This window comes from Streptomyces sp. NPDC048192 (assembly GCF_043202415.1).
Lineage (GTDB): Bacteria > Actinomycetota > Actinomycetes > Streptomycetales > Streptomycetaceae > Streptomyces.
Genome location: NZ_JBIDAL010000015.1, coordinates 131,538 through 151,749 on the forward strand (window position 1 = coordinate 131,538; position 20,212 = coordinate 151,749).

Below are 20,212 nucleotides of genomic sequence, written 5' to 3' on the forward strand. Positions count from 1 at the left end.
GCCACTGACACTCCGTCCCCCCTTTTCCGGCCCGACTCGACATCTGGTCGACAGATTCCGTCGCGTAACCAAAAGGCAACAACGGAATCACTTGTTGAGGTCCTTGTGCTCTGTCAGGATCGGCACTCAAATCGAGCTGGAGCTACGCCACCCACCCCCCGGGACGGGGCGAACGGCGGAGGAGAGCGACATGCACAACCCGGGCACTGCCACCCCGGAACGATTTCCCGCCGAGGACCGGTTCGCCGCCGGCGCGCAGTTCATCGCGGGCCGGCCGGCCAAGGGCACGTCGGGCCGTACCCACGCCGTCGTCGACCCCGCCACCGGCGAGGAGGTGTACACCTACGAGCTGGCCGGCCCCGACGACGTCGACGCGGCCGTCGCCGCCGCGCGCGAGGCCTTCCCGGGCTGGGCCTCGCTCACCCCGGGCGAGCGCTCGGACGCCCTGCACCGGTTCGCCGCCGTGCTCGCCGACCGCGCCGAGGACCTCGCCCGCGCCGAGTCCCTGCAGTGCGGCAAGCCGCTCAAGCTCAGCCGCGAGTTCGACGTGCCGGGCACCATCGACAACACCGCCTTCTTCGCGGGCGCCGCCCGGCACCTGCAGGGGCAGTCCGCCGGTGAGTACTCCGGCGACCACACGTCGTACGTACGGCGCGAGCCGATCGGCGTCGTCGGGTCGATCGCCCCCTGGAACTACCCCCTGCAGATGGCCGCCTGGAAGATCCTCCCGGCGATCGCCGCGGGCAACACCATCGTGCTGAAGCCCGCCGAACTCACCCCGCTCACCTCGCTGCTGTTCGCCCAGGCCGCCACGGACGCCGGCATCCCCGACGGCGTCGTCAACGTCGTCACCGGGACCGGCAGGGAGGCGGGAGAGCACCTGGTCGGCCACCCCGATGCCGCGATGACCTCCTTCACCGGGTCCACCGCCGTCGGCAGGCGCGTCGCCGAGGTCGCCACCGCCACCGTCAAGCGGCTGCACCTGGAGCTGGGCGGCAAGGCGCCGTTCGTCGTCTTCGACGACGCCGACCTGGAGGCCGCCGTCCACGGCGCGGTCGCGGGCGCGCTCATCAACACCGGGCAGGACTGCACGGCCGCCACGCGCGCGTACGTGCAACGGCCGCTGTACGACGCGTTCGTGGAGCGGACCGCCGCGCTGATGGAGACCGTGCGGCTGGGCGATCCGTTCGCCCCGGGCACCGACCTCGGACCGCTCGTCTCGCACGCCCAGCGCGACCGGGTCGCCGGCTTCGTGGACCGTGCGCGTGCCTACGCGCGCGTGGTGACCGGCGGCGAGGCGCCGGGCGGCGACCTTGAGAAGGGCGCCTACTACCGGCCGACCCTGATCGCCGGCGCGGCCCAGGACAGCGAGGTCGTCCAGTCCGAGATCTTCGGCCCGGTCCTGGTCGTCCTGCCCTTCGACACCGACGACGAGGGCATCCGGCTGGCCAACGACACCCCGTACGGCCTGGCCGCCTCCGCGTGGAGCACGAACGTGTACCGCGCGGGCCGCGCCACCCGCGAGATCAAGGCGGGCTGCGTGTGGATCAACGACCACATCCCGATCATCAGCGAGATGCCGCACGGCGGCTACAAGGCCTCCGGCTTCGGCAAGGACATGTCGGCGTACTCCTTCGAGGAGTACACGCAGGTCAAGCACGTCATGTTCGACAATACGGCGGTCGCCCGGAAGGACTGGCACCGCACGATCTTCGGGGACCGGTGACAGCCGGGGACACCGCAGGAACCGGCTGCCGCCGGGTGTGACGTTCCGGCCCACGACCAGGCCGACCACCCAACCCTCCCGAAAGGGCACCACGCGCATGGAGAGTTACGAGCCCGACCGCCTCAACCCGGTCGAAGTCGCCGCCATACGGCGCAGCCTCCGCACCGGCCGGGCCGCGCTCACCCGCCGCTCGCTGCTGCGCGCCTCCGCGGGCGGCGCGCTCACGGCAGGCGGCCTCGGGGCGCTGAGCGCCTGCGGCATCCCCGCGGCGGACAAGACGCAGGGCGGCGTGTCCGCCGACGACCACTCGGCCAAGGAGAAGGTCGTCAACTTCTCCAACTGGCCCGAGTACGTCGACGTGGACGACAAGACCAAACGGCACCCCACGCTCGACGCGTTCGCCCGGCAGACCGGCATCCAGGTCAAGTACACCGAGGACATCAACGACAACGACGAGTTCTTCGGCAAGATCCAGCCGGAGCTGGCCGCCGGCCACGACACCGGCCGCGACCTGATCGTCCTCACCGACTGGCTGGCCGCCCGGATGATCCGCCTCGGGTACGTGCAGAAGCTCGACGCCTCCAACCTGCCGCACGCCTTCGCCAACCTCTCGGACCAGTTCCGCGCCCCCGACTGGGACCCCGGCCGCGCCTACTCCTACCCCTGGCAGGGTGTGTCGACCGTCGTCGCCTACAACAAGAAGGCGCTCGACGGCATCGAGGTGAAGTCGGTCTCCGACCTGCTGGACAACCCGAAGCTCAAGGGACGCGTCAGCTTCCTGACCGAGATGCGCGACACCATCGGCATGACCATGCTCGACATGGGCAAGGACCCGGCGAAGTTCACCGACGACGACTTCGACGCGGTGGTCGCCCGCCTCCAGAAGGCCGTCGACAAGGGGCAGATCCGCCGCTTCACCGGCAACGACTACACGTCCGACCTCACCAAGGGCGACATCGCCGCCTGCGTCGCCTGGGGCGGCGACATCGTCCAGCTCCAGGCGGACAACCCGAACGTCGGCTACATCATCCCCGACAGCGGCTACATGACCTCGACCGACAACATGATGATCCCCAACAGGGCGCGTCACAAGACGAACGCCGAGCGGCTCATCGACTTCTACTACCAGCCCGAGCCGGCCGCCGAGCTGGCCGCGTACGTCAACTACGTGAGCCCCGTCGCGGGAGTGGAGCCCTACCTCGCGAAGATCGACAAGAACGCGGCGAGCAACCCGCTGATCGTTCCCGACAAGGCCATGCAGGCGAAGTCCCATTCCTTCCGCGCGCTGACGCAGAAGGAAGAGACCGCCTACCAGCAGAAGTTCTCGAAGCTCACAGGGGCGTGACGACGATGACGACACCAGACAACAGCGGCGACGTCCGCCTCTCCGGTATCTCCAAGACCTACGACAACGGCTTCACCGCCGTGCACCCGCTGGACCTGACCGTGCCGCAGGGCTCCTTCTTCGCCCTGCTCGGCGCCTCCGGCTGCGGCAAGACCACCACCCTGCGCATGATCGCCGGCCTGGAGGAGCCGACCGGCGGCACCGTGCACCTCGGCGACCAGGACGTCACCCATCTGCCGCCGTACAAGCGGCCGGTGAACACGGTCTTCCAGTCCTACGCCCTCTTCCCGCACCTCGACGTCTTCGAGAACGTCGCCTTCGGCCTGCGCCGGCGCGGCATCAAGAGCGTGAAGAAGCAGGTCGAGGAGATGCTGGAGCTGGTCCAGCTCGGCGAGCAGGCGCGCAAGAAGCCGCACCAGCTCTCCGGCGGCCAGCAGCAGCGCGTGGCCGTCGCCCGGGCGCTGATCAACCACCCGAAGGTGCTCCTCCTCGACGAGCCGCTCGGCGCCCTCGACCTGAAGCTGCGCCGGCAGATGCAGCTGGAGCTCAAGCGGATCCAGACCGAGGTCGGCATCACCTTCGTCCACGTCACGCACGACCAGGAGGAGGCCATGACGATGGCCGACACGGTCGCCGTGATGAACGCGGGCCGCGTCGAGCAACTCGGCTCACCCACCGACCTGTACGAGAACCCGAACACGACCTTCGTCGCGAACTTCCTCGGCACCTCCAACCTCATCGAGGCCGAGGTCGACACCAGCAGCGGCGACGACCTCGTCCTGAAGGCGGCCGGCGGCAAGCTGGTGCTGCCGAAGGCGCGGTGTTCGGCGCCCACGGCGGCCGGCGGCAAGGTGCTGGTCGGCATCCGCCCGGAGAAGATCTCCCTCACGCACGCCGACGACGCGGGGGAGATACCCGAGGGACGCAACCGGCTCACCGGGAAGATCGCCGACGCCAGCTTCATCGGCGTCTCCACGCAGTACGTCATCGACAGCCCGGCCTGCGACGAGCTGTCGGTGTACGTGCAGAACGTCGAGCGCGACGGCCGGCTGGTGCCCGGCGCCGACGTCGTCCTGCACTGGAGCCCTGCGCACACCTTCGGCCTCGACGCGGCACAGGACATCGACGCCGGCACCGAGGAAGAGGCGGCCGTCTGATGTCGACGCTCACCGAAGCCGAGGCGCCCCCACCGCTCGCGCCCACCGCACCGAAGACCAGGCCCCCGCGCAAACGCGGCAGGTTCACGCCGTACTGGCTGCTGCTGCCCGGCATCCTGTGGCTGCTCGTCTTCTTCGCGCTGCCGATGATCTACCAGGCCTCCACGTCCGTGCAGACGGGCTCGCTGGAGGAGGGCTACAAGGTCACCTGGCACGTCGCGACCTACTGGGACGCCCTGTCCGAGTACTGGCCGCAGTTCCTGCGGTCGGTGTTCTACGCGGCGGCCGCCACGGTCCTGTGCCTGCTGCTGGGCTACCCGCTGGCGTATCTGATCGCGTTCCGCGCGGGCCGCTGGCGGAACCTGATCATGATCCTGGTGATCGCGCCGTTCTTCACCAGCTTCCTGATCCGCACCCTGGCCTGGAAGACGATCCTCGCCGACAACGGCCCGGTCGTGCACGTGCTGAACTCGCTGCACATCCTGGACCTCACCGGCTGGCTCGGCTGGACGGCCGGCGACCGCGTCCTCGCCACCCCGCTCGCGGTGGTGTGCGGACTGACGTACAACTTCCTGCCGTTCATGATCCTTCCGCTGTACACCTCGCTGGAGCGGATCGACCCGCGGCTGCACGAGGCGGCCGGCGACCTGTACGCCAGGCCCTGGACCACCTTCCGCAAGGTCACCTTCCCGCTGTCGATGCCGGGCGTGGTCTCCGGCACGCTGCTGACCTTCATCCCGGCGGCCGGCGACTACGTCAACGCCGAACTCCTCGGCTCCACCGACACCCGCATGATCGGCAACGTCATCCAGACGCAGTTCCTGCGGATCCTCGACTACCCGACGGCCGCCGCCCTGTCCTTCATCCTCATGGCCGCCATCCTGGCCATGGTCACCCTCTACATCCGCCGGTCCGGGACGGAGGATCTGGTCTAAATGCCCTTCGTCACCTGGCTCAAGCGCCATCTCGTCGTCATCGCGGGACTCCTGACGCTCGCCTACCTGCTGCTGCCCAACGTCATCGTCACCGTGTTCTCCTTCAACAAGCCGAAGGGGCGCTTCAACTACGAGTGGCAGCAGTTCTCCGTGGACGCCTGGAAGAAGCCGTGCGGCGTCGCCGACATGTGCGGCTCGCTGTCCGTCAGCCTCCAGATCGCCGTCTGGGCGACGATCGGCGCCACCGTCCTCGGCACGATGATCGCCTTCGCGCTGGTCCGCTACCGCTTCCGCGCCCGCGGCGCCGTCAACTCGCTGATCTTCCTGCCGATGGCCATGCCCGAGGTCGTCATGGCGGCCTCGCTGCTCACCCTGTTCCTCAACATGGGCGCGCAGCTCGGTTTCTGGACGATCCTCATCGCCCACATCATGTTCTGCCTCAGCTTCGTCGTCACCGCGGTCAAGGCGCGCGTGATGTCGATGGACCCGCGCCTGGAGGAGGCCGCCCGGGACCTGTACGCCGGCCCGGCGCAGACCTTCCTGCGGGTCACCCTGCCCATCGCGGCGCCGGGCATCGCCGCGGGCGCGCTGCTGTCGTTCGCGCTGTCCTTCGACGACTTCATCATCACGAACTTCAACGCCGGCTCGACCGTCACCTTCCCGATGTTCGTGTGGGGTTCGGCGCAGCGCGGCACGCCCGTGCAGATCAACGTGATCGGTACGGCGATGTTCCTCGTCGCCGTCCTCATCACGCTGTTCTCGATGCTCGTCACCAACCGCCGCACCAGCCAGAAGGCATAGGCCTTCGCCAGCAGTCCTCTGTAGGGAGTTGAAATCATGGCCCCGAGCGCCATGAGCCGTGGCACAGACACCTGGATCGCCTCTCTCTCCGAAGCCCGGCCGGTCCCGTACTGGCTGGAAGACCCCGGCAAGCCCCGCCCCGAGCCCGCCCTCACCGGCACCGACACCTGCGACCTGCTGGTCGTCGGCGGCGGCTACAGCGGGCTGTGGACCGCGCTGAACGCGAAGGAGCGCGATCCGCGACGGGACGTGGTCCTGCTGGAAGGCCGCGAGGCGGGCTGGGCCGCCTCCGGCCGCAACGGCGGCTTCTGCGCCGCCTCCCTCACCCACGGCCTGGCCAACGGCCTGACCCGCTGGCCGGACGAGATCCACCGGCTCGAGGAGCTGGGGCGGCGCAACCTCGACGAGATCGAGGCCGCCCTCGCCCGGCACGGCATCGACTGCGACTTCGAGCGCACCGGCGAGATCGACGTCGCCACCGAGCCCTACCAGGCCCGGGAACTGCGCGACTGGCACGAGGAGCTGCGGGACAAGGGCCTCGCGGACGGCATCGAGTTCCTGGACGCCGACGCGGTGCGCGAGCAGGTGAACTCGCCGACGTTCCAGGCCGGTCTGTGGGACCGCGAGGGCGTGGCGATGCTGCACCCGGCCAAGCTGGCCTGGGGCCTGAAGAAGGCGTGCCTGAAGCTGGGGGTGCGGGTGTACGAGCACACGCCCGCGCTCACCCTGAAGCCGTACGGCGCGGGAATGGCCGTACGCACCCCGTACGGCGCGGTCCGCGCCCGCCAGGTGGCCCTGGCCACCAACGTCTTCCCGAACCTGCTGCGCCGGGTGCGCTCCTACACCGTGCCGGTCTACGACTACGCGCTGATGACCGAGCCGCTCAGCGCGGACCAGCTGGCCTCGATCGGCTGGAAGAACAGACAGGGGCTCGGCGACAGCGCCAACCAGTTCCACTACTTCCGGCTGTCCGCCGACAACCGCGTCCTGTGGGGCGGCTACGACGCGATCCACCACTACGGCGGCCGGGTGCGCGCCGAGTACGACGACCGGCCCGAGACGTACGCCAAGCTCGCGGGCCACTTCTTCACCTGCTTCCCGCAGCTGGAGGGCGTCCGCTTCACGCACGCCTGGGGCGGCGCGATCGACACCTGCTCGCGTTTCTCGGCGTTCTTCGGCACCGCGCACCAGGGCCGGGTCGCGTACGCGGCCGGGTACACCGGGCTCGGCGTGGGCGCGACCCGCTTCGGGGCGGACGTGATGCTGGACCTGCTGAGCGGGGAGCGCACCCAGCGGACGGAGCTGGAGATGGTCCGCACGAAGCCGCTGCCGTTCCCGCCCGAGCCGTTCGCCTGGACCGGCATCGCGCTCACCAAGTGGTCGCTGGCCCGCGCGGACGCGCACGGCGGCCGCAGGAACCTGTGGCTGCGGACGCTGGACCGGCTGGGCCTCGGCTTCGACAGCTGAGCAGAAATGTGATTCAGGTCACTCTATAAAGGGTGGGAATCCGCGTAATGCCCACCGAAGGCCTCCCTCTCTCCTCCTGAGGCGACCGCACCGGACGGTCGGGACGAGAACAGGGAGGCCTTGCGCATGACTGGGGCGAAGACGGCCGTCGAGTGGCTGGCATCCGTCGCGCCGGACCCTGAGGCGTGCCGCTGGGAATGGGAGCGCAACCCCCTCGGGGTCACGCTGCTGCCCGCCGGCCGGGCCTGGGACGTGCTGATCCTGCCGGGCGACCTCGGCTATCCGACCCTGGACGTGCTCACCCGCGTCCTCGACCGGCCCGGCCCGGTGCTCGTCGACTTCGGCGACCACCGGGTCGGGTTCTTCGTGCCGCCCGGCACCGCGGCCCGCTGGGTCGGCACCGGAGTGCGCACCGCGGGCGCCGGCACCTGGATCGTCGTACCGCACCCGGCGCGCGCGACCCGGGACGTGCGCTGGCTGGTGCCGCCGGACGGCTCGGGCGCGGTGACCGACCCCGCGCTGCTGGAGCTGGCGATGCACGAGGCGGCGGCGCGGCTGGCCGGGGGCGGGGACGGGTAGCGTCCGGAAGCCTTGACAACAGGATTGGTCTGGACCAAGTTGTGTGCGCTCCACCCTCCAACTCCCCCACCACCGGAGGCCCTTGTGGACCGCACCCCGCGCGCCCCGCGCGCACGACGCGCCAGACTCGTCCTCGCCCTGCTCACGGCCGCCCTGCTGGCCGTGCCCGGGATCACCGCACTGTCGTCGGCCGCCCGTGCGGCCGACGCGGACCTCGTGACGAACGGCGGCTTCGAGTCCGGCCTGACCGGCTGGACCTGCACCGCCGGTACCACCGTGAACTCGCCCGTGCACAGCGGGGGTTCCGCGCTCCAGGCGACCCCGGCCGGCAGCGACGACGCCCAGTGCGCGCAGACGGTGACCGTCCGGCCCGGCGCGCAGTACACCCTGTCCGGCTACGTCCGCGGCGCCTACGTCTACCTCGGCGTGAACGGCACCGGCACCACCGACGTCTCCGCCTGGACCCCGTCCACCTCCGACTGGCAGCGGCTGACCACCACCTTCACCACCGGCGCCGCCACCACCGAGGTCACCCTCTACACCCACGGCTGGTACGGCACCGGGGCCTACCACGCCGACGACATCTCCCTGACCGGCCCGGGCGGCAGCGGCGCCGAGCAGCCGCCCGCCGCGCCCACCGGCCTGAAGACCACCGCCGTCACCTCGTCCTCCGTCACCCTCGCCTGGTCGCCGGTCACCGGCGCCACCGGCTACACCGTCTACCGCGACGGGACCAGGACCCAGACGGTGACCGGCACCTCGGCCACCGTGACCGGGCTGTCCGCGTCGACCGCCTACGGCTTCCAGGTCACCGCGAGCAACGCCGCCGGCGAGTCCGCGAAGTCCGCGGTGGTGGCCGCCACGACCGCCGCCGGCACCGGAACCGGCGGCGGCTCCGCCGGCCTGCCCGCCCACGCCCTCGTCGGCTACCTGCACGCGAGCTTCGCCAACGGCTCCGGATACACCCCCCTCGCCGACGTACCCGACAGCTGGGACGTGATCGACCTCGCCTTCGGCGAGCCCACCTCGCCCACCTCCGGGGACATCCACTTCGACCGCTGCCCGGTCACCGAGTGCCCGAACGCCGAGAGCGACGCCGACTTCAAGGCCGCGATCAAGGCCAAGCAGGCGGCCGGCAAGAAGGTGCTGATCTCGATCGGCGGCCAGAACGGCCAGGTCCAGCTCACCACGACCGCTGCCCGGGACGCCTTCGTCTCCTCGGTCTCGGACATCATCGACACCTACGGCCTCGACGGCCTCGACATCGACTTCGAGGGCCACTCCCTGTCCCTCGACACCAACGACACGGACTTCAAGAACCCGACCACGCCGGCGATCGTCAACCTCGTCTCGGCGCTGAAGACCCTGAAGGCGAGATACGGCTCCGGCTTCGTGCTCACGATGGCCCCGGAGACCTTCTTCGTGCAGATGGGCTACCAGTACTACGGCACCGGCAAGTGGGGCGGCCAGGACCCGCGCTGCGGGGCGTACCTCCCGGTCATCTACGCCCTGCGCGACGACCTCACGCTCCTGCACGTCCAGGACTACAACTCCGGGCCGATCATGGGCCTGGACAACCAGTACCACTCCATGGGCGGCGCCGACTTCCACATCGCCATGACCGACATGCTGCTCACCGGCTTCCCGGTCGCCGGCGACCCCGGCAACGTCTTCCCGCCGCTGCGCCCCGACCAGGTCGCCATCGGCATGCCGGCGTCCACGAACGCGGGCAACGGCTATGTGGCGCCCACCGAGGTCACCAAGACGCTGGACTGCCTCACACGGAGGACGAACTGCGGCTCGTACGCGACCCACGGGACCTGGCCCGCACTGCGCGGTCTGATGACGTGGTCGGTGAACTGGGACCGCTACTCGGGCTGGGAGTTCCAGAAGACGTTCGACGCGTACTTCGGCTGAGCCCCGTCACCAGGGACAGGGCGGTCAGCAGCACGGTGGACAGGCACCAGCTGGCCACCACGTCCAGCGGCCAGTGCCAGCCGTGCCGGACCAGGCCGTACGACACCCCGAGGACCAGCACCGCGCAGCCGGCCACCAGCAGCCGGCGGGCGAGGGCCGACCGGAGCCAGGGCAGCAGGATCAGGGTCGCCGAGCCGTAGGCGACGGCCGCCGTGGCCGTGTGCCCGGAGGGGAAATAGCCGACGGCCGGGGGCACCACGGGGGTCCCCGGCCGTGCGGTCCAGTCCTTCAGCGGTACGACGATCGCCGGGACCAGGGCCATCAGCACGGCCGCGGCCAGCGGCGGCAGCCACCACCGGTGCGTGCCGGCGGCGCGCCCCCGCCACAGGACGTAGCCCACGGCCGCGACGAGGACCGGGACGGCGACCTCGATGTTGCCCAGATCGGACAGGGCCCCGCCGAAGCGGTCCGGATGGACCAGGGACCGGCTGAGGCGGGCGTCCAGACCCAGCAGCGGGCCGTGCGCCACGACCTGCCAGGTGATCAGGGCGAAGAACACGGCCGGGGCGCAGAGGAGCGGGACGAGGCGGACTGCACGGGACACGGCGTCCAGCTTGTCAGACATTCGGCCCGGCGGGCGGACGACATACGGTCTGCCGCACTGCCCCGAGGAGGAAGGGGAGGAAGGGAGAGAAGAAGGAGGTCGGCCGCCCCGGAACAGGGGGGGTGGTTCCGAGGCGGCCGTCCGGACCGGAACGTCGCTCGCCCCGGGGGGTTTGGGGCGGCGACCGTCCGATCGGTGAGGAGATCCCGGAGCCGTCAGGCGCCGGTTGTGTGCGCGAGGGCACGACCAGGTCGAAGCTGGGGAGGCCTCGGCCCGAAATCGCCCACAGTCCCCTGTGGGCGGGGTGTATCTCTCATCTGGGTAGAACCTACGGCAGGCCGGGCCGCTTGGGCAGACGGAATCGGGTCCCGTCATCCACCTCGCACACGTTCTTCACACGGCCTGCCGCAGGCGCACGTCAGAGGAAAGAGCGCTCGCCCAGATGGGCGTCGAACGCCCGCCCGGCGGTGCTCAGATGCCCGCGAAGGCCTGCTCGATGATGTCGAGGCCCTCGTTCAGCAGGTCCTCGCCGATCACCAGCGGGGGCAGGAAGCGCAGCACGTTGCCGTAGGTGCCGCAGGTGAGGACCAGCAGGCCCTCGGCGTGGCAGGCCTTGGCGAGCGCGGCGGTGGCCTCCGGGTTCGGCTCCTTCGTCGTACGGTCCTTCACCAGCTCGATGGCGATCATCGCGCCGCGCCCGCGCACGTCGCCGATGACGTCGAACTTCTCGGCCATGGCGGTGAGGCGACCCTTCATGATCTCCTCGATGCGCTTGGCCTTGCCGTTGAGGTCCAGCTCCTTCATGGTCTCGATGGCGCCGAGCGCACCGGCGCACGCCACCGGGTTGCCGCCGTAGGTGCCGCCCAGCCCGCCGGCGTGCGCGGCGTCCATGATCTCGGCGCGGCCGGTGACGGCGGCGAGCGGAAGGCCGCCGGCGATGCCCTTCGCGGTGGTGATCAGGTCCGGGACGATGCCCTCGTCCTCGCAGGCGAACCACTGACCGGTCCGGCAGAAGCCGCTCTGGATCTCGTCCGCGACGAACACGATGCCGTTGTCGGCGGCGAACTGCCGGATGGCCGGCAGGAAGCCCTTCGCGGGCTCGATGAAGCCGCCCTCGCCCAGCACCGGCTCGATGATGATCGCGGCGATGTTGTCCGGGCCGACCTGCTTGGTCATCTGGTCGATGGCCTGCGCGGCGGCCTCGGGACCGGCGTTCTCGGCGCCGGTCGGCCAGCGGTAGCCGTAGGCCACCGGCACCCGGTACACCTCGGGCGCGAACGGCCCGAAGCCGTGCTTGTACGGCATGTTCTTCGCCGTCAGCGCCATCGTGAGGTTGGTGCGCCCGTGGTACCCGTGGTCGAACACCACCACGGCCTGCCGCTTGGTGTAGGCACGCGCGATCTTCACGGCGTTCTCGACGGCCTCGGCGCCGGAGTTGAACAGCGCCGACTTCTTGGCGTGGTCACCCGGGGTCAGCTCGGCCAGCGCCTCGGCGACCGCGACGTACCCCTCGTACGGGGTGACCATGAAACAGGTGTGGGTGAAGTCGGCGAGCTGGGCGGAGGCACGGCGTACGACGGCCTCGGCGGAGGCGCCGACGGAGGTCACGGCGATACCGGACCCGAAGTCGATGAGGCTGTTGCCGTCGACGTCCTCGATGACACCGCCACCGGCGCGGGTGACGAACACCGGCAGCGTGGAGCCCACGCCCTGCGCGACCGCGGCGGTACGGCGGGCCTGCAGCTCCTGCGACTTCGGGCCGGGGATGGCGGTGACGACGCGGCGCTCCTGCGGAAGTGCGCTCATGAGGGCTCCCTGAAGATCTTGCGTACCGGGCGGTCCCGGGATTCCGGGCGGTGATGTTTTCGGCCGCATACCAGTCTTTCTTCGCAGGCTAGGGCCGGCCACGGGGGGTGGGCATGCTCCATGTGGGCGTCTTCGGGGGTGGCGGTTGTCCGGAGTGGACATAGAGGTATCGGAAGAGAGACGTGGCGGGGCGCTCGCATCTCACCACGCGCCGACCGCGCAATCGCTGAACTCCCCTTGCCAGGGCATTAGATTGACTCGCTGATGGTGGACGGAGCGGCTGGTCAGGGGGCAGGAGCAATGGACAGCGACGGGACGCAGGACGCGCGGGGCACGCATGCGCACCCTGTGCCGCGGCCGGCGGAGCCGACGGACGTGCCCCCGGCACCCCCGAACGGCCCCGCGACGCCCCACCAGGGAGCCGCGACACCGTACGACGGAGCGGGAGCGCCGTACGGCGCCCGCGCCGTGCCGCCACGGCCGTCGCGGGCGCCGGACGTGCCGCCACCGGCCGCCCCGTCCGGGCACGCCACTCAGCCGTCGCATTCCCGCTCGCCGGTCGCCGACTGGCTCGACGAGCCGCGTCCGGCCGTCGAGCCCGGCATCTGGCGCCTCGGCTACCGCAGGCCGAAGGCGGCATCCCAAGGACAACGCCTGGCGCCCGTCACCGTCGTCGGTTTCGCCGTCCCCCTCGCCGCGGGGCTGCTGCTGTGGTCACTGTGGCGGCACGGCGGTCTTCCCTATCAGTGGACCATCCTGAAGCTGCTCACCCCCGCGGACTGGTGGTGGCCCGGCACCACATCGGCGAAGGGCTACCAGGGCGCCGAGGTCAAGACGGTCGCCGACGGGGTCTTCTTCGCCATCCTCGTCTACGTCATGGCGCGCCTGGGCAGCTGGTCCGACATCATCCGGCACGTCGTCACCCGCCGCGAGCAGCCCGCCCGCGCCCTCATGGCCGCTCTCGGCGCGCTGATCGCGCTGGCCTTCGTCTTCCCGAGCTGGTTCGGCCTGGGCTGGGACGCCCTGCCCGTCCAGGATCCGCTGTTCTCCCTGATCGTCCTGATCAACGGCGGTGACTACGGCGTGTTCGCGTCGAAGACGCTGACGGACGGGCTGTACACGCTCATCACGCTGCTGGTGCTGTGGCCCTTCGCGCGGATCGGCGGCTGGTGGCCGCTCGCCAAGGAGGCGCTGGCCGCGCGAGCCCGGGCCGGGACCGCCGAGGCCGCGCGGCCGGCGGTCGAGCGGCGCCCGTCGCAGTGGCCGGAACTGCGCGAGGCCGGTCAGCACCAGGCCGCGGACGTGCTCTCCGCCGAGGTGGAGGCCGGCCGGATGAACGACGTGGACTGCGCCAGGGTCGGCCACATGTGGGCCGTGGCACGTGCCCGGGCCCGGCTGTCCTCCTTCGCCGACACCGTGCTGCGCGAGGGCGGCGCCGCCTGGACCCACCCCTCCGGCGACCGCGATCTGCCCGGCCGGGCCGCCCGGCACGATCTGCTCGTCAGGCAGGTCCGCATCGGGCAGTGGGCGGCAGGGGAGCGCACCCCCCTCACCTACGCCGGCGCCGGGGCGGCTCTCGCACCGGACACCCTGGGGACCTCGCTGCTGGCGGTGGGACCTTCGGGCTCCGGCAAGACACGCCACCTGATCCGGCCCGTCGTCGAGTCGCTCGGTCTGCAGGCCCTCGCCGGTCAGTGCGCCGTCGTCGCGGTGTGCGCGGCCGGCACCCCGCTCGGACCCGACTCCGGCTACGACGTCGTCGTACGCCTCGGCGACCCGGCGTCCGTGCACGACCTCGACCCCTACGCGGACTCCGACGACCCCGACGAGGCCGCTGCCTTCCTGGCGGAGGGGCTGGCCGGTGATCTGGACACCGTGAGCGGCCAGCGGGCGGTCACCGCGCTCGCCCAGCTCCTCGGCCCCTACCAGGCGGCCTACGGACGTTTCCCGACCCTGTCCGCGCTGCGGGAACTCCTGGAAGGCGAGTCCTCGGCCCTGTCCGCGCTGCGCGGCGCGCTCGCCGGCGACGAGCACGCCGCGATGCGCCGCGAACTCGACGCGCGTGCCCGGCAGGCCGGGAGTGCCGGCGATCCCGGCCCGGTCCTGGCCGACAGGCTCGCCCTGCTCGACCGCCCCGCGTTCGCCGAGTTCTTCGGCGGGGACGGCGGCAGCGCCCGGCCGTTCTCGCTGCGCGCCGTCGCCCACCATCCGCTGCGCGTCCGCATCGACCTGCCCGCTCGTGGCCACGAAGAGGCGTCCCGGATCGTCACCCGGCTGCTCCTCGCCCATTTCTGTTCCGTGGCGTCGGCGGGCGAGCGGTCCCACTTCGCCTGCATGGTCCTGGACGATGCCACCGGAGCGGTGACGAACGACTCCGTCCGCCGCATCCAGCGCCTGCGGTCCCACAACGCGGGCGTGGTGCTCGCCCTGCGGACGGTGGGCGATGTTCCCGAGACGCTGCACGGACCGCTGTACGCGGCCGTGGGCTGCCACATGGCGTTCTCCGGGGTGACCACATGGGACGGCGGCAGGTTCGCCGAGGCCTGGGGCACCCAGTGGGTGGAGACCCGCGACGTGGCCCGGCACACCGTCTTCGCCGACCAGCCGATGACACGCGCCATCCACGCCCTGCGCAAGCTGGTGACCGGCAAGGCCGTGACGACGGAAGCCGTCACCGTCCGTCAGGTGGAGCGGGAGCGGTGGTCGGCGTCCGAGTTGGCTCATGGGGTGCCGGCGGGGCATGCGGTGGTGTCGTTGACGAGTGTGCGCGGGGAGCACGCGCCGCCGTTGCTGGTGGATCTGCGGGGGTGAGGGGGCGGCGCGGGATCGTACGGTGAGGCAGAATCGAGGAAGGCCGTTCATACGCCGCGGCCAAAGAATCGGTTCGGTCGGCCGGGCGCCCCGGCCCCGGCCGACGGAATCACCCCTCACCGTGAAGGCCCCATGCCCCTGACCCTCGCCTCGCTCGTCCACCACTCCGCGCTGAGGCTGACCGTGCGCGCGGGCGAGGACCGTCTCGACGTGCCCGTGCGCTGGGCGCACGTCAGCGAGCTGGCCGACCCCGTGCCGTACATGGAGGGCGGCGAGCTGCTGCTGATCACCGCGCTGAAGCTGGACGCGGAGGACCGCGAGGCCATGCGGCGGTACGTGAAGCGGCTGGCCGGCGCGGGTGTCGTCGGGCTCGGGTTCGCCGTGGGGGTCAACTACGAGCAGACCCCCGCCGCGCTGGTCGAGGCCTGCGCGGAGGAGGGGCTGCCCCTGCTGGAGGTGCCCCGCCGCACCCCCTTCCTCGCCATCAGCAAGGCCGTCTCCGCCGCGATCGCCGCCGACCAGTACCGGGCCGTGACCGCGGGCTTCGCCGCCCAGCGCGAGCTGACCAAGCAGGCCCTGGGCGCCGGTCCCGAGGGCCTGCTCGGGGCGCTCGCGGCCCAGGTCGACGGATGGGCCGCGCTGTACGACGCCTCCGGCGCCGTCGTCGCGGCCGCGCCCGAGTGGGCCGGCCGGCGTGCCGCCCGGCTGACGGCGGACGTCGAGCGGCTGCGGGAGCGCCCGGCGCCCGCCTCCTCCGTCGTCGGCGGCCCCGACCACGAGGACCGGGTCGAGCTGCACTCCCTGGGCACGGGCCGGCGCCCGCGCGCCGCGCTCGCCGTCGGCACCGCCGCGCCCCTCGGCACCGCCGAGCGCTACGCCGTGCACTCCGCCATCGCCCTGCTCACCCTCACCACCGAACGCTCCCGCTCCCTGCACGCGGCCGAACAGCGCATCGGCACGGCGGTGCTGCGCATGCTCCTCGCCGGGGAGCCCGACCACGCCCGCGCCGTCGCCGGCGACCTGTACGGCGGACTGCTCGACGCGCCGTTCCGGGTGATCGTCGCCGAGGTGGTGTCCGGCCCTGCCGCCCGGGCGCACGCCGACGCCCAGGGACACGCGCGCACCCCGGGCGGCGCCGGGCGCACCGGCGCCGACGCGGGCGGGGATCCGCTCGGCGCGCTGACGGAGAGCGTGGAGTCCGCCGCCGCGCGCTCCGGCGAGGCCGTCCTGGTCGTGCCCGAGGGCGAGCGGCTGGTGGTGCTGGCCGCCGACGGGGGCGCGGCGGTGGCCGCCTGCACGCGGTACGCGGCGGATCTGGAGGCGGCCCGGGCCGTGCCCGAGCAGACCGGGGCCGACGACGAGGAACTGGTCGTCGGGCTGTCCGCGCCGGCCGGGCCGATCGCCGCCGCCGCGGCCTACAAGCAGGCCGAGCAGGCGCTGTCGGTGGCGCGGCGCCGCGGGCGGGTCCTGGTGGAGCACGAGCAGCTGGCCGCGGGGTCGGTGCTGCCGCTGCTGGCCGACGACGCGGTGAAGGCGTTCGCGGACGGGCTGCTGCGGGCGTTGCACGAGCACGACGCGACCGGGCGCGGCGATCTCGTCGCCTCGCTGCGGGCGTGGCTGTCCCGGCACGGGCAGTGGGACGCGGCCGCCGCGGACCTGGGCGTGCACCGGCACACGCTGCGCTACCGGATGCGGCGGGTGGAGGAGATCCTGGGCCGGTCCCTGGACGACCCGGACGTGCGGATGGAGCTGTGGCTCGCGCTCAAGGCGACCAGCACGGAGTAGGACGAGGAGTCCAGTAGTCCAAACAGTAGTGGGCGGTCCGCGCACTGCTACGACTCGGACAAACGACCCCCGGCCGTCCCCGCCCTACCGTGGACCACGCAAGCCAAGCACACCTCCAACGCGGAAGGGCCGGGACTCACCTATGACTTCCACCCACGCCTTCTGGCTCGCCGGCCGCCAGGTCACCGGCGAGGACACCTTCGACGTCACCTCCCCGTGGGACGGCCGGCTCGTCGGCACGGTCAGCGTGCCGTCCGACGCCCAGGTCGAGGAGGCCGTGACCGCCGCGTACGCGGTGCGGGACGAGTTCGCCGCCACCCCGGCGCACGTGCGCGCCGCCGCCCTGGACCACGTCAGCAGGCGGCTGGCCGAGCGCGCGGAGGAGATCGCCCAGCTGATCTCCGCCGAGAACGGCAAGCCCGTCAAGTGGGCCCGCGGCGAGGTCGGCCGCGCCGTCTCGGTGTTCCGGTTCGCCGCCGAGGAGGCACGGCGGTTCAACGGCGGCGAGGCCCAGCGCCTCGACACCGACGCCGGCGGCCAGGGCCGGCTGGCCCTCACCCGGCGCTTCCCGAAGGGCGTCGTGCTCGGCATCGCGCCGTTCAACTTCCCGCTGAACCTGTGCGCCCACAAGGTCGCCCCGGCGATCGCCGTCGGCGCGCCGATCATCCTCAAGCCCGCCCCGGCCACCCCGCTGTCCGGCCTGATCCTCGGCGAGCTGCTGGCCGAGACCGAGCTGCCGGCCGGCTCCTGGAGCATCCTGCCGGTGCCCAACGACCGCATGCCCGCCCTCGTCCAGGACGAGCGGCTGCCGGTGATCTCCTTCACCGGCTCCGACAAGGTCGGCTACGCGATCATGGACTCGGTGCCGCGCAAGCACTGCACCCTCGAGCTGGGCGGCAACGGCGCAGCCGTCGTCCTCGCCGACTACGCGAGCGACGAGGACCTGGACTGGGCCGCGACCCGCATCGCGACCTTCTCCAACTACCAGGGCGGCCAGTCCTGCATCTCCGTGCAGCGCGTGATCGCCGACGCCTCGGTGTACGACCGCCTGCTGCCGCGCATCGTCGCCGCCGTCGAGGCCCAGGTCACCGGCGACCCGTCCGACCCGAAGACCGATGTCGGCCCGCTGGTCAGCGAGGACGCCGCCAAGCGCGTGGAGTCCTGGGTGAAGGAGGCCGTCGAGGCCGGCGCCACGCTGCTCACCGGTGGCGACCGCGACGGCGCCTCCTACGCGCCGACCGTCCTCACCGGCGTACCGGCGGACACCACCGTCGCCTGCGAGGAAGTCTTCGGACCGGTCCTCACCGTGCAGAAGGTGGACGGCGAGGCGGAAGCCTTCGCCGCGGTCAACGACTCCAAGTACGGCCTCCAGGCGGGCGTGTTCACCCACGACCTGCAGGTCGCCTTCCGCGCCCACCGCGCCCTCGAGGTCGGCGGCGTGGTGATCGGCGACGTGCCGTCCTACCGCGCCGACCAGATGCCGTACGGCGGCGCCAAGCAGTCCGGCGTGGGCCGCGAAGGCGTGCGCTTCGCGATGGAGGACTACACCTACGAGCGCGTGCTGGTTCTCACCGGTCTCGCGCTCTGACCTGCCACGGACAGGTCGGACGGAACGGCCGCAGCCCACTGTGCGGGGGCTGCGGCCGTTTCCGTTTCCCCCGTTCGCCTCATTTCTGCTGTCCGGTAAAGGATTTGATATCGGCCGTTCAAGAGTGTGCCCCTGCGTCTTGTTCTGTCCATGACTCACCCGATGGGATGCGCCTGACCACTTCGTCCGGCTCAGGACGTATCGGATCTGTCAGGGGAACACATGCTCATAGCCCGTACCGGGCGCGGCGTCGCGGCGTCCGCAGCCACCGCCGCGCTCGTCGCCGCCGCACTGGCGGCCACCTCCCAGGCCGGCGCCACCAGCGCCGCGCCCGCCGGCGTGCCGCACACCTTCGCGCAGCCGGCCGTCAAGGGGCACACCCTCGTCCAGGGCGTGGCCAGCCCGCTGCCCATCGCGCAGTGCCAGTCCAAGTGGCACATCAACTGCTACAACCCGCTGCAGTACCGCACCGCGTACGACCTGAACCCGCTGTACAAGAAGGGCATCACGGGCAAGGGCCGCACGATCGTCATCGTCGACTCCTTCGGGTCCCCGACGGTCCAGCACGACCTGGACGTCTACAGCAAGCAGTTCGGGCTGCCCAGCACCAAGGTCAACGTGGTCAAGTGGGGTCACGTCCCGAAGTTCGACCCGAAGAACGCGGACATGGCCGGCTGGGCCGGCGAGACCACGCTGGACGTCGAGATGGCCCACGCCGTCGCGCCCGGCGCGAAGATCGTCCTGGTGGAGACCGCGGTCTCCGAGACCGAGGGCACCACCGGTCTGCCGGAGATGATGTCCGCCGAGAAGTACCTGATCGACCACGGTGTCGGCGATGTCGTCAGCCAGAGCTTCGGTGCCACCGAGAACACGTTCCCGGGATTCGACAAGGGCGACTTCTCCAGCATCAAGAAGCTGCGCTACGCCTTCGAGGCCGCGCACCGCAAGCACGTGACGGTGCTCGCGTCCTCCGGCGACGGCGGCGCCACCGACATGAAGCTGGACGGCAAGACGTACTACAACAAGCGCGTCAACTCCTGGCCGTCGTCGGACCCGTTGGTCACCTCCATCGGCGGCACCCAGCTGCACCTGAACGACAAGGGGCAGCGGGTCAAGCCGGACAGCGTCTACAACGACTACGGCGCGAGCGGCGGCGGCCAGTCCCACGTGTTCACCCGTCCCGGCTTCCAGGACGGCGTGCAGAAGACCGTCGGCACCCGCCGCGGCACCCCGGACATCTCGATGGCCGCCGCGGTCAACGGCGGCGCCTGGGTCTACTCCAGCTACGACCCGAGCGCCACCGGCTGGGACGTCTCCGGCGGCACCAGCGAGGCCAGCCCGCTCTTCGCGGGCATCGTCGCGCTCGCCGACCAGGCGGCCGGACACCGCCTGGGCACCATCAACACCGCCCTCTACACGCTGCTGAAGCAGAAGAACCCGGGCATCGTCGACGTCAACGACGGCACCGACAACAGCTACGAGGGCGTCAAGGGCTACAAGGCCGTCAACGGCTACGACATGGCGACGGGCGTGGGCACGCTGGACGCCCTGCGCTTCGTCCCGGCGCTGGCCAAGCAGCCCGTCCGCTAAGGGAGTGCGGCCAGGCTGAGTACAACTCCGCCCACCGCACGGGAGGGCCCGGCACCGCAGTCTGACGGTGCCGGGCCCCTCGTGTCGTCGGCCGTCCCCGG

The 20,212-nt window shown here is 71.5% G+C and carries 13 protein-coding genes and 1 pseudogene; 12 read left to right on the forward strand and 2 right to left on the reverse strand.

Annotated features, from left to right (window positions below; genetic code table 11):
* Nucleotides 1–190 precede the first annotated feature (190 nt).
* The 8 genes from ACGFZN_RS29805 (at nucleotide 191) to ACGFZN_RS29840 (ending at nucleotide 9,927) form a co-directional block, all read left to right on the forward strand.
* The gene (locus ACGFZN_RS29805; RefSeq protein WP_393861550.1) at nucleotides 191–1,726 is read left to right on the forward strand and encodes a gamma-aminobutyraldehyde dehydrogenase; all 1,536 of its coding nucleotides are present in this window, start codon (nucleotides 191–193) and stop codon (nucleotides 1,724–1,726) included.
* Between the two features lie 97 nt (nucleotides 1,727–1,823).
* Nucleotides 1,824–3,071 (forward strand): PotD/PotF family extracellular solute-binding protein, encoded by a 1,248-nt coding sequence (locus tag ACGFZN_RS29810; RefSeq protein WP_393861551.1) that lies wholly within the window; start codon nucleotides 1,824–1,826, stop codon nucleotides 3,069–3,071.
* Complete coding sequence (locus ACGFZN_RS29815; protein ID WP_393861552.1) at nucleotides 3,068–4,228, forward strand: ABC transporter ATP-binding protein; 1,161 nt, start codon at nucleotides 3,068–3,070, stop codon at nucleotides 4,226–4,228. Before ACGFZN_RS29810 ends, ACGFZN_RS29815 begins: the two co-directional genes overlap by 4 nt.
* Nucleotides 4,228–5,163: an ABC transporter permease gene (locus ACGFZN_RS29820; protein ID WP_393861553.1), complete on the forward strand. Its 936-nt coding sequence runs from the start codon at nucleotides 4,228–4,230 to the stop codon at nucleotides 5,161–5,163. Before ACGFZN_RS29815 ends, ACGFZN_RS29820 begins: the two co-directional genes overlap by 1 nt.
* Entirely contained in the window at nucleotides 5,164–5,964 is an 801-nt protein-coding gene (locus ACGFZN_RS29825) for an ABC transporter permease (RefSeq protein WP_393861554.1), read from the forward strand.
* Between the two features lie 36 nt (nucleotides 5,965–6,000).
* Nucleotides 6,001–7,431 carry an NAD(P)/FAD-dependent oxidoreductase gene (locus ACGFZN_RS29830; protein ID WP_393861555.1) on the forward strand — a complete coding sequence of 477 codons (1,431 nt, stop codon included), beginning with the start codon at nucleotides 6,001–6,003 and terminating at the stop codon, nucleotides 7,429–7,431.
* Between the two features lie 126 nt (nucleotides 7,432–7,557).
* Nucleotides 7,558–8,010 (forward strand): hypothetical protein, encoded by a 453-nt coding sequence (locus ACGFZN_RS29835; RefSeq protein ID WP_393861556.1) that lies wholly within the window; start codon nucleotides 7,558–7,560, stop codon nucleotides 8,008–8,010.
* 84 nt (nucleotides 8,011–8,094) lie between these two features.
* The gene (locus ACGFZN_RS29840; protein WP_393861557.1) at nucleotides 8,095–9,927 is read left to right on the forward strand and encodes a chitinase; all 1,833 of its coding nucleotides are present in this window, start codon (nucleotides 8,095–8,097) and stop codon (nucleotides 9,925–9,927) included.
* Here the strand turns inward: ACGFZN_RS29840 and ACGFZN_RS29845 are convergent.
* Together ACGFZN_RS29845 and gabT are read right to left on the reverse strand one after the other, a co-directional pair.
* Nucleotides 9,869–10,552, reverse strand: a pseudogene (locus ACGFZN_RS29845) (phosphatase PAP2 family protein); the annotation flags it as partial. The gene ACGFZN_RS29840 and the pseudogene ACGFZN_RS29845 sit on opposite strands and share 59 nt — an antisense overlap.
* Before the next feature lie 450 nt (nucleotides 10,553–11,002).
* A complete protein-coding gene (gabT, locus tag ACGFZN_RS29850; protein WP_393861558.1) occupies nucleotides 11,003–12,337 on the reverse strand; it encodes a 4-aminobutyrate--2-oxoglutarate transaminase in 1,335 nt (444 codons plus the stop codon).
* Nucleotides 12,338–12,637: 300 nt separating this feature from the next.
* Between gabT and ACGFZN_RS29855 the strand changes: the two genes are divergently transcribed.
* From ACGFZN_RS29855 to ACGFZN_RS29870, 4 genes are all read left to right on the forward strand, one after another.
* Nucleotides 12,638–15,148: an ATP/GTP-binding protein gene (locus ACGFZN_RS29855; protein WP_393861559.1), complete on the forward strand. Its 2,511-nt coding sequence runs from the start codon at nucleotides 12,638–12,640 to the stop codon at nucleotides 15,146–15,148.
* A 132-nt stretch (nucleotides 15,149–15,280) separates the two neighbouring features.
* On the forward strand, nucleotides 15,281–16,933 hold the full coding sequence (locus ACGFZN_RS29860) for a PucR family transcriptional regulator (RefSeq protein ID WP_393861560.1): 1,653 nt from the start codon (nucleotides 15,281–15,283) through the stop codon (nucleotides 16,931–16,933).
* Between the two features lie 142 nt (nucleotides 16,934–17,075).
* Nucleotides 17,076–18,521, forward strand: coding sequence for an aldehyde dehydrogenase family protein (locus tag ACGFZN_RS29865; RefSeq protein ID WP_393861561.1), 1,446 nt, complete (start codon nucleotides 17,076–17,078; stop codon nucleotides 18,519–18,521).
* Between the two features lie 222 nt (nucleotides 18,522–18,743).
* The gene (locus tag ACGFZN_RS29870) at nucleotides 18,744–20,111 is read left to right on the forward strand and encodes a S8 family serine peptidase (RefSeq protein ID WP_393861562.1); all 1,368 of its coding nucleotides are present in this window, start codon (nucleotides 18,744–18,746) and stop codon (nucleotides 20,109–20,111) included.
* The last annotated feature ends 101 nt before the right edge of the window (nucleotides 20,112–20,212 follow it).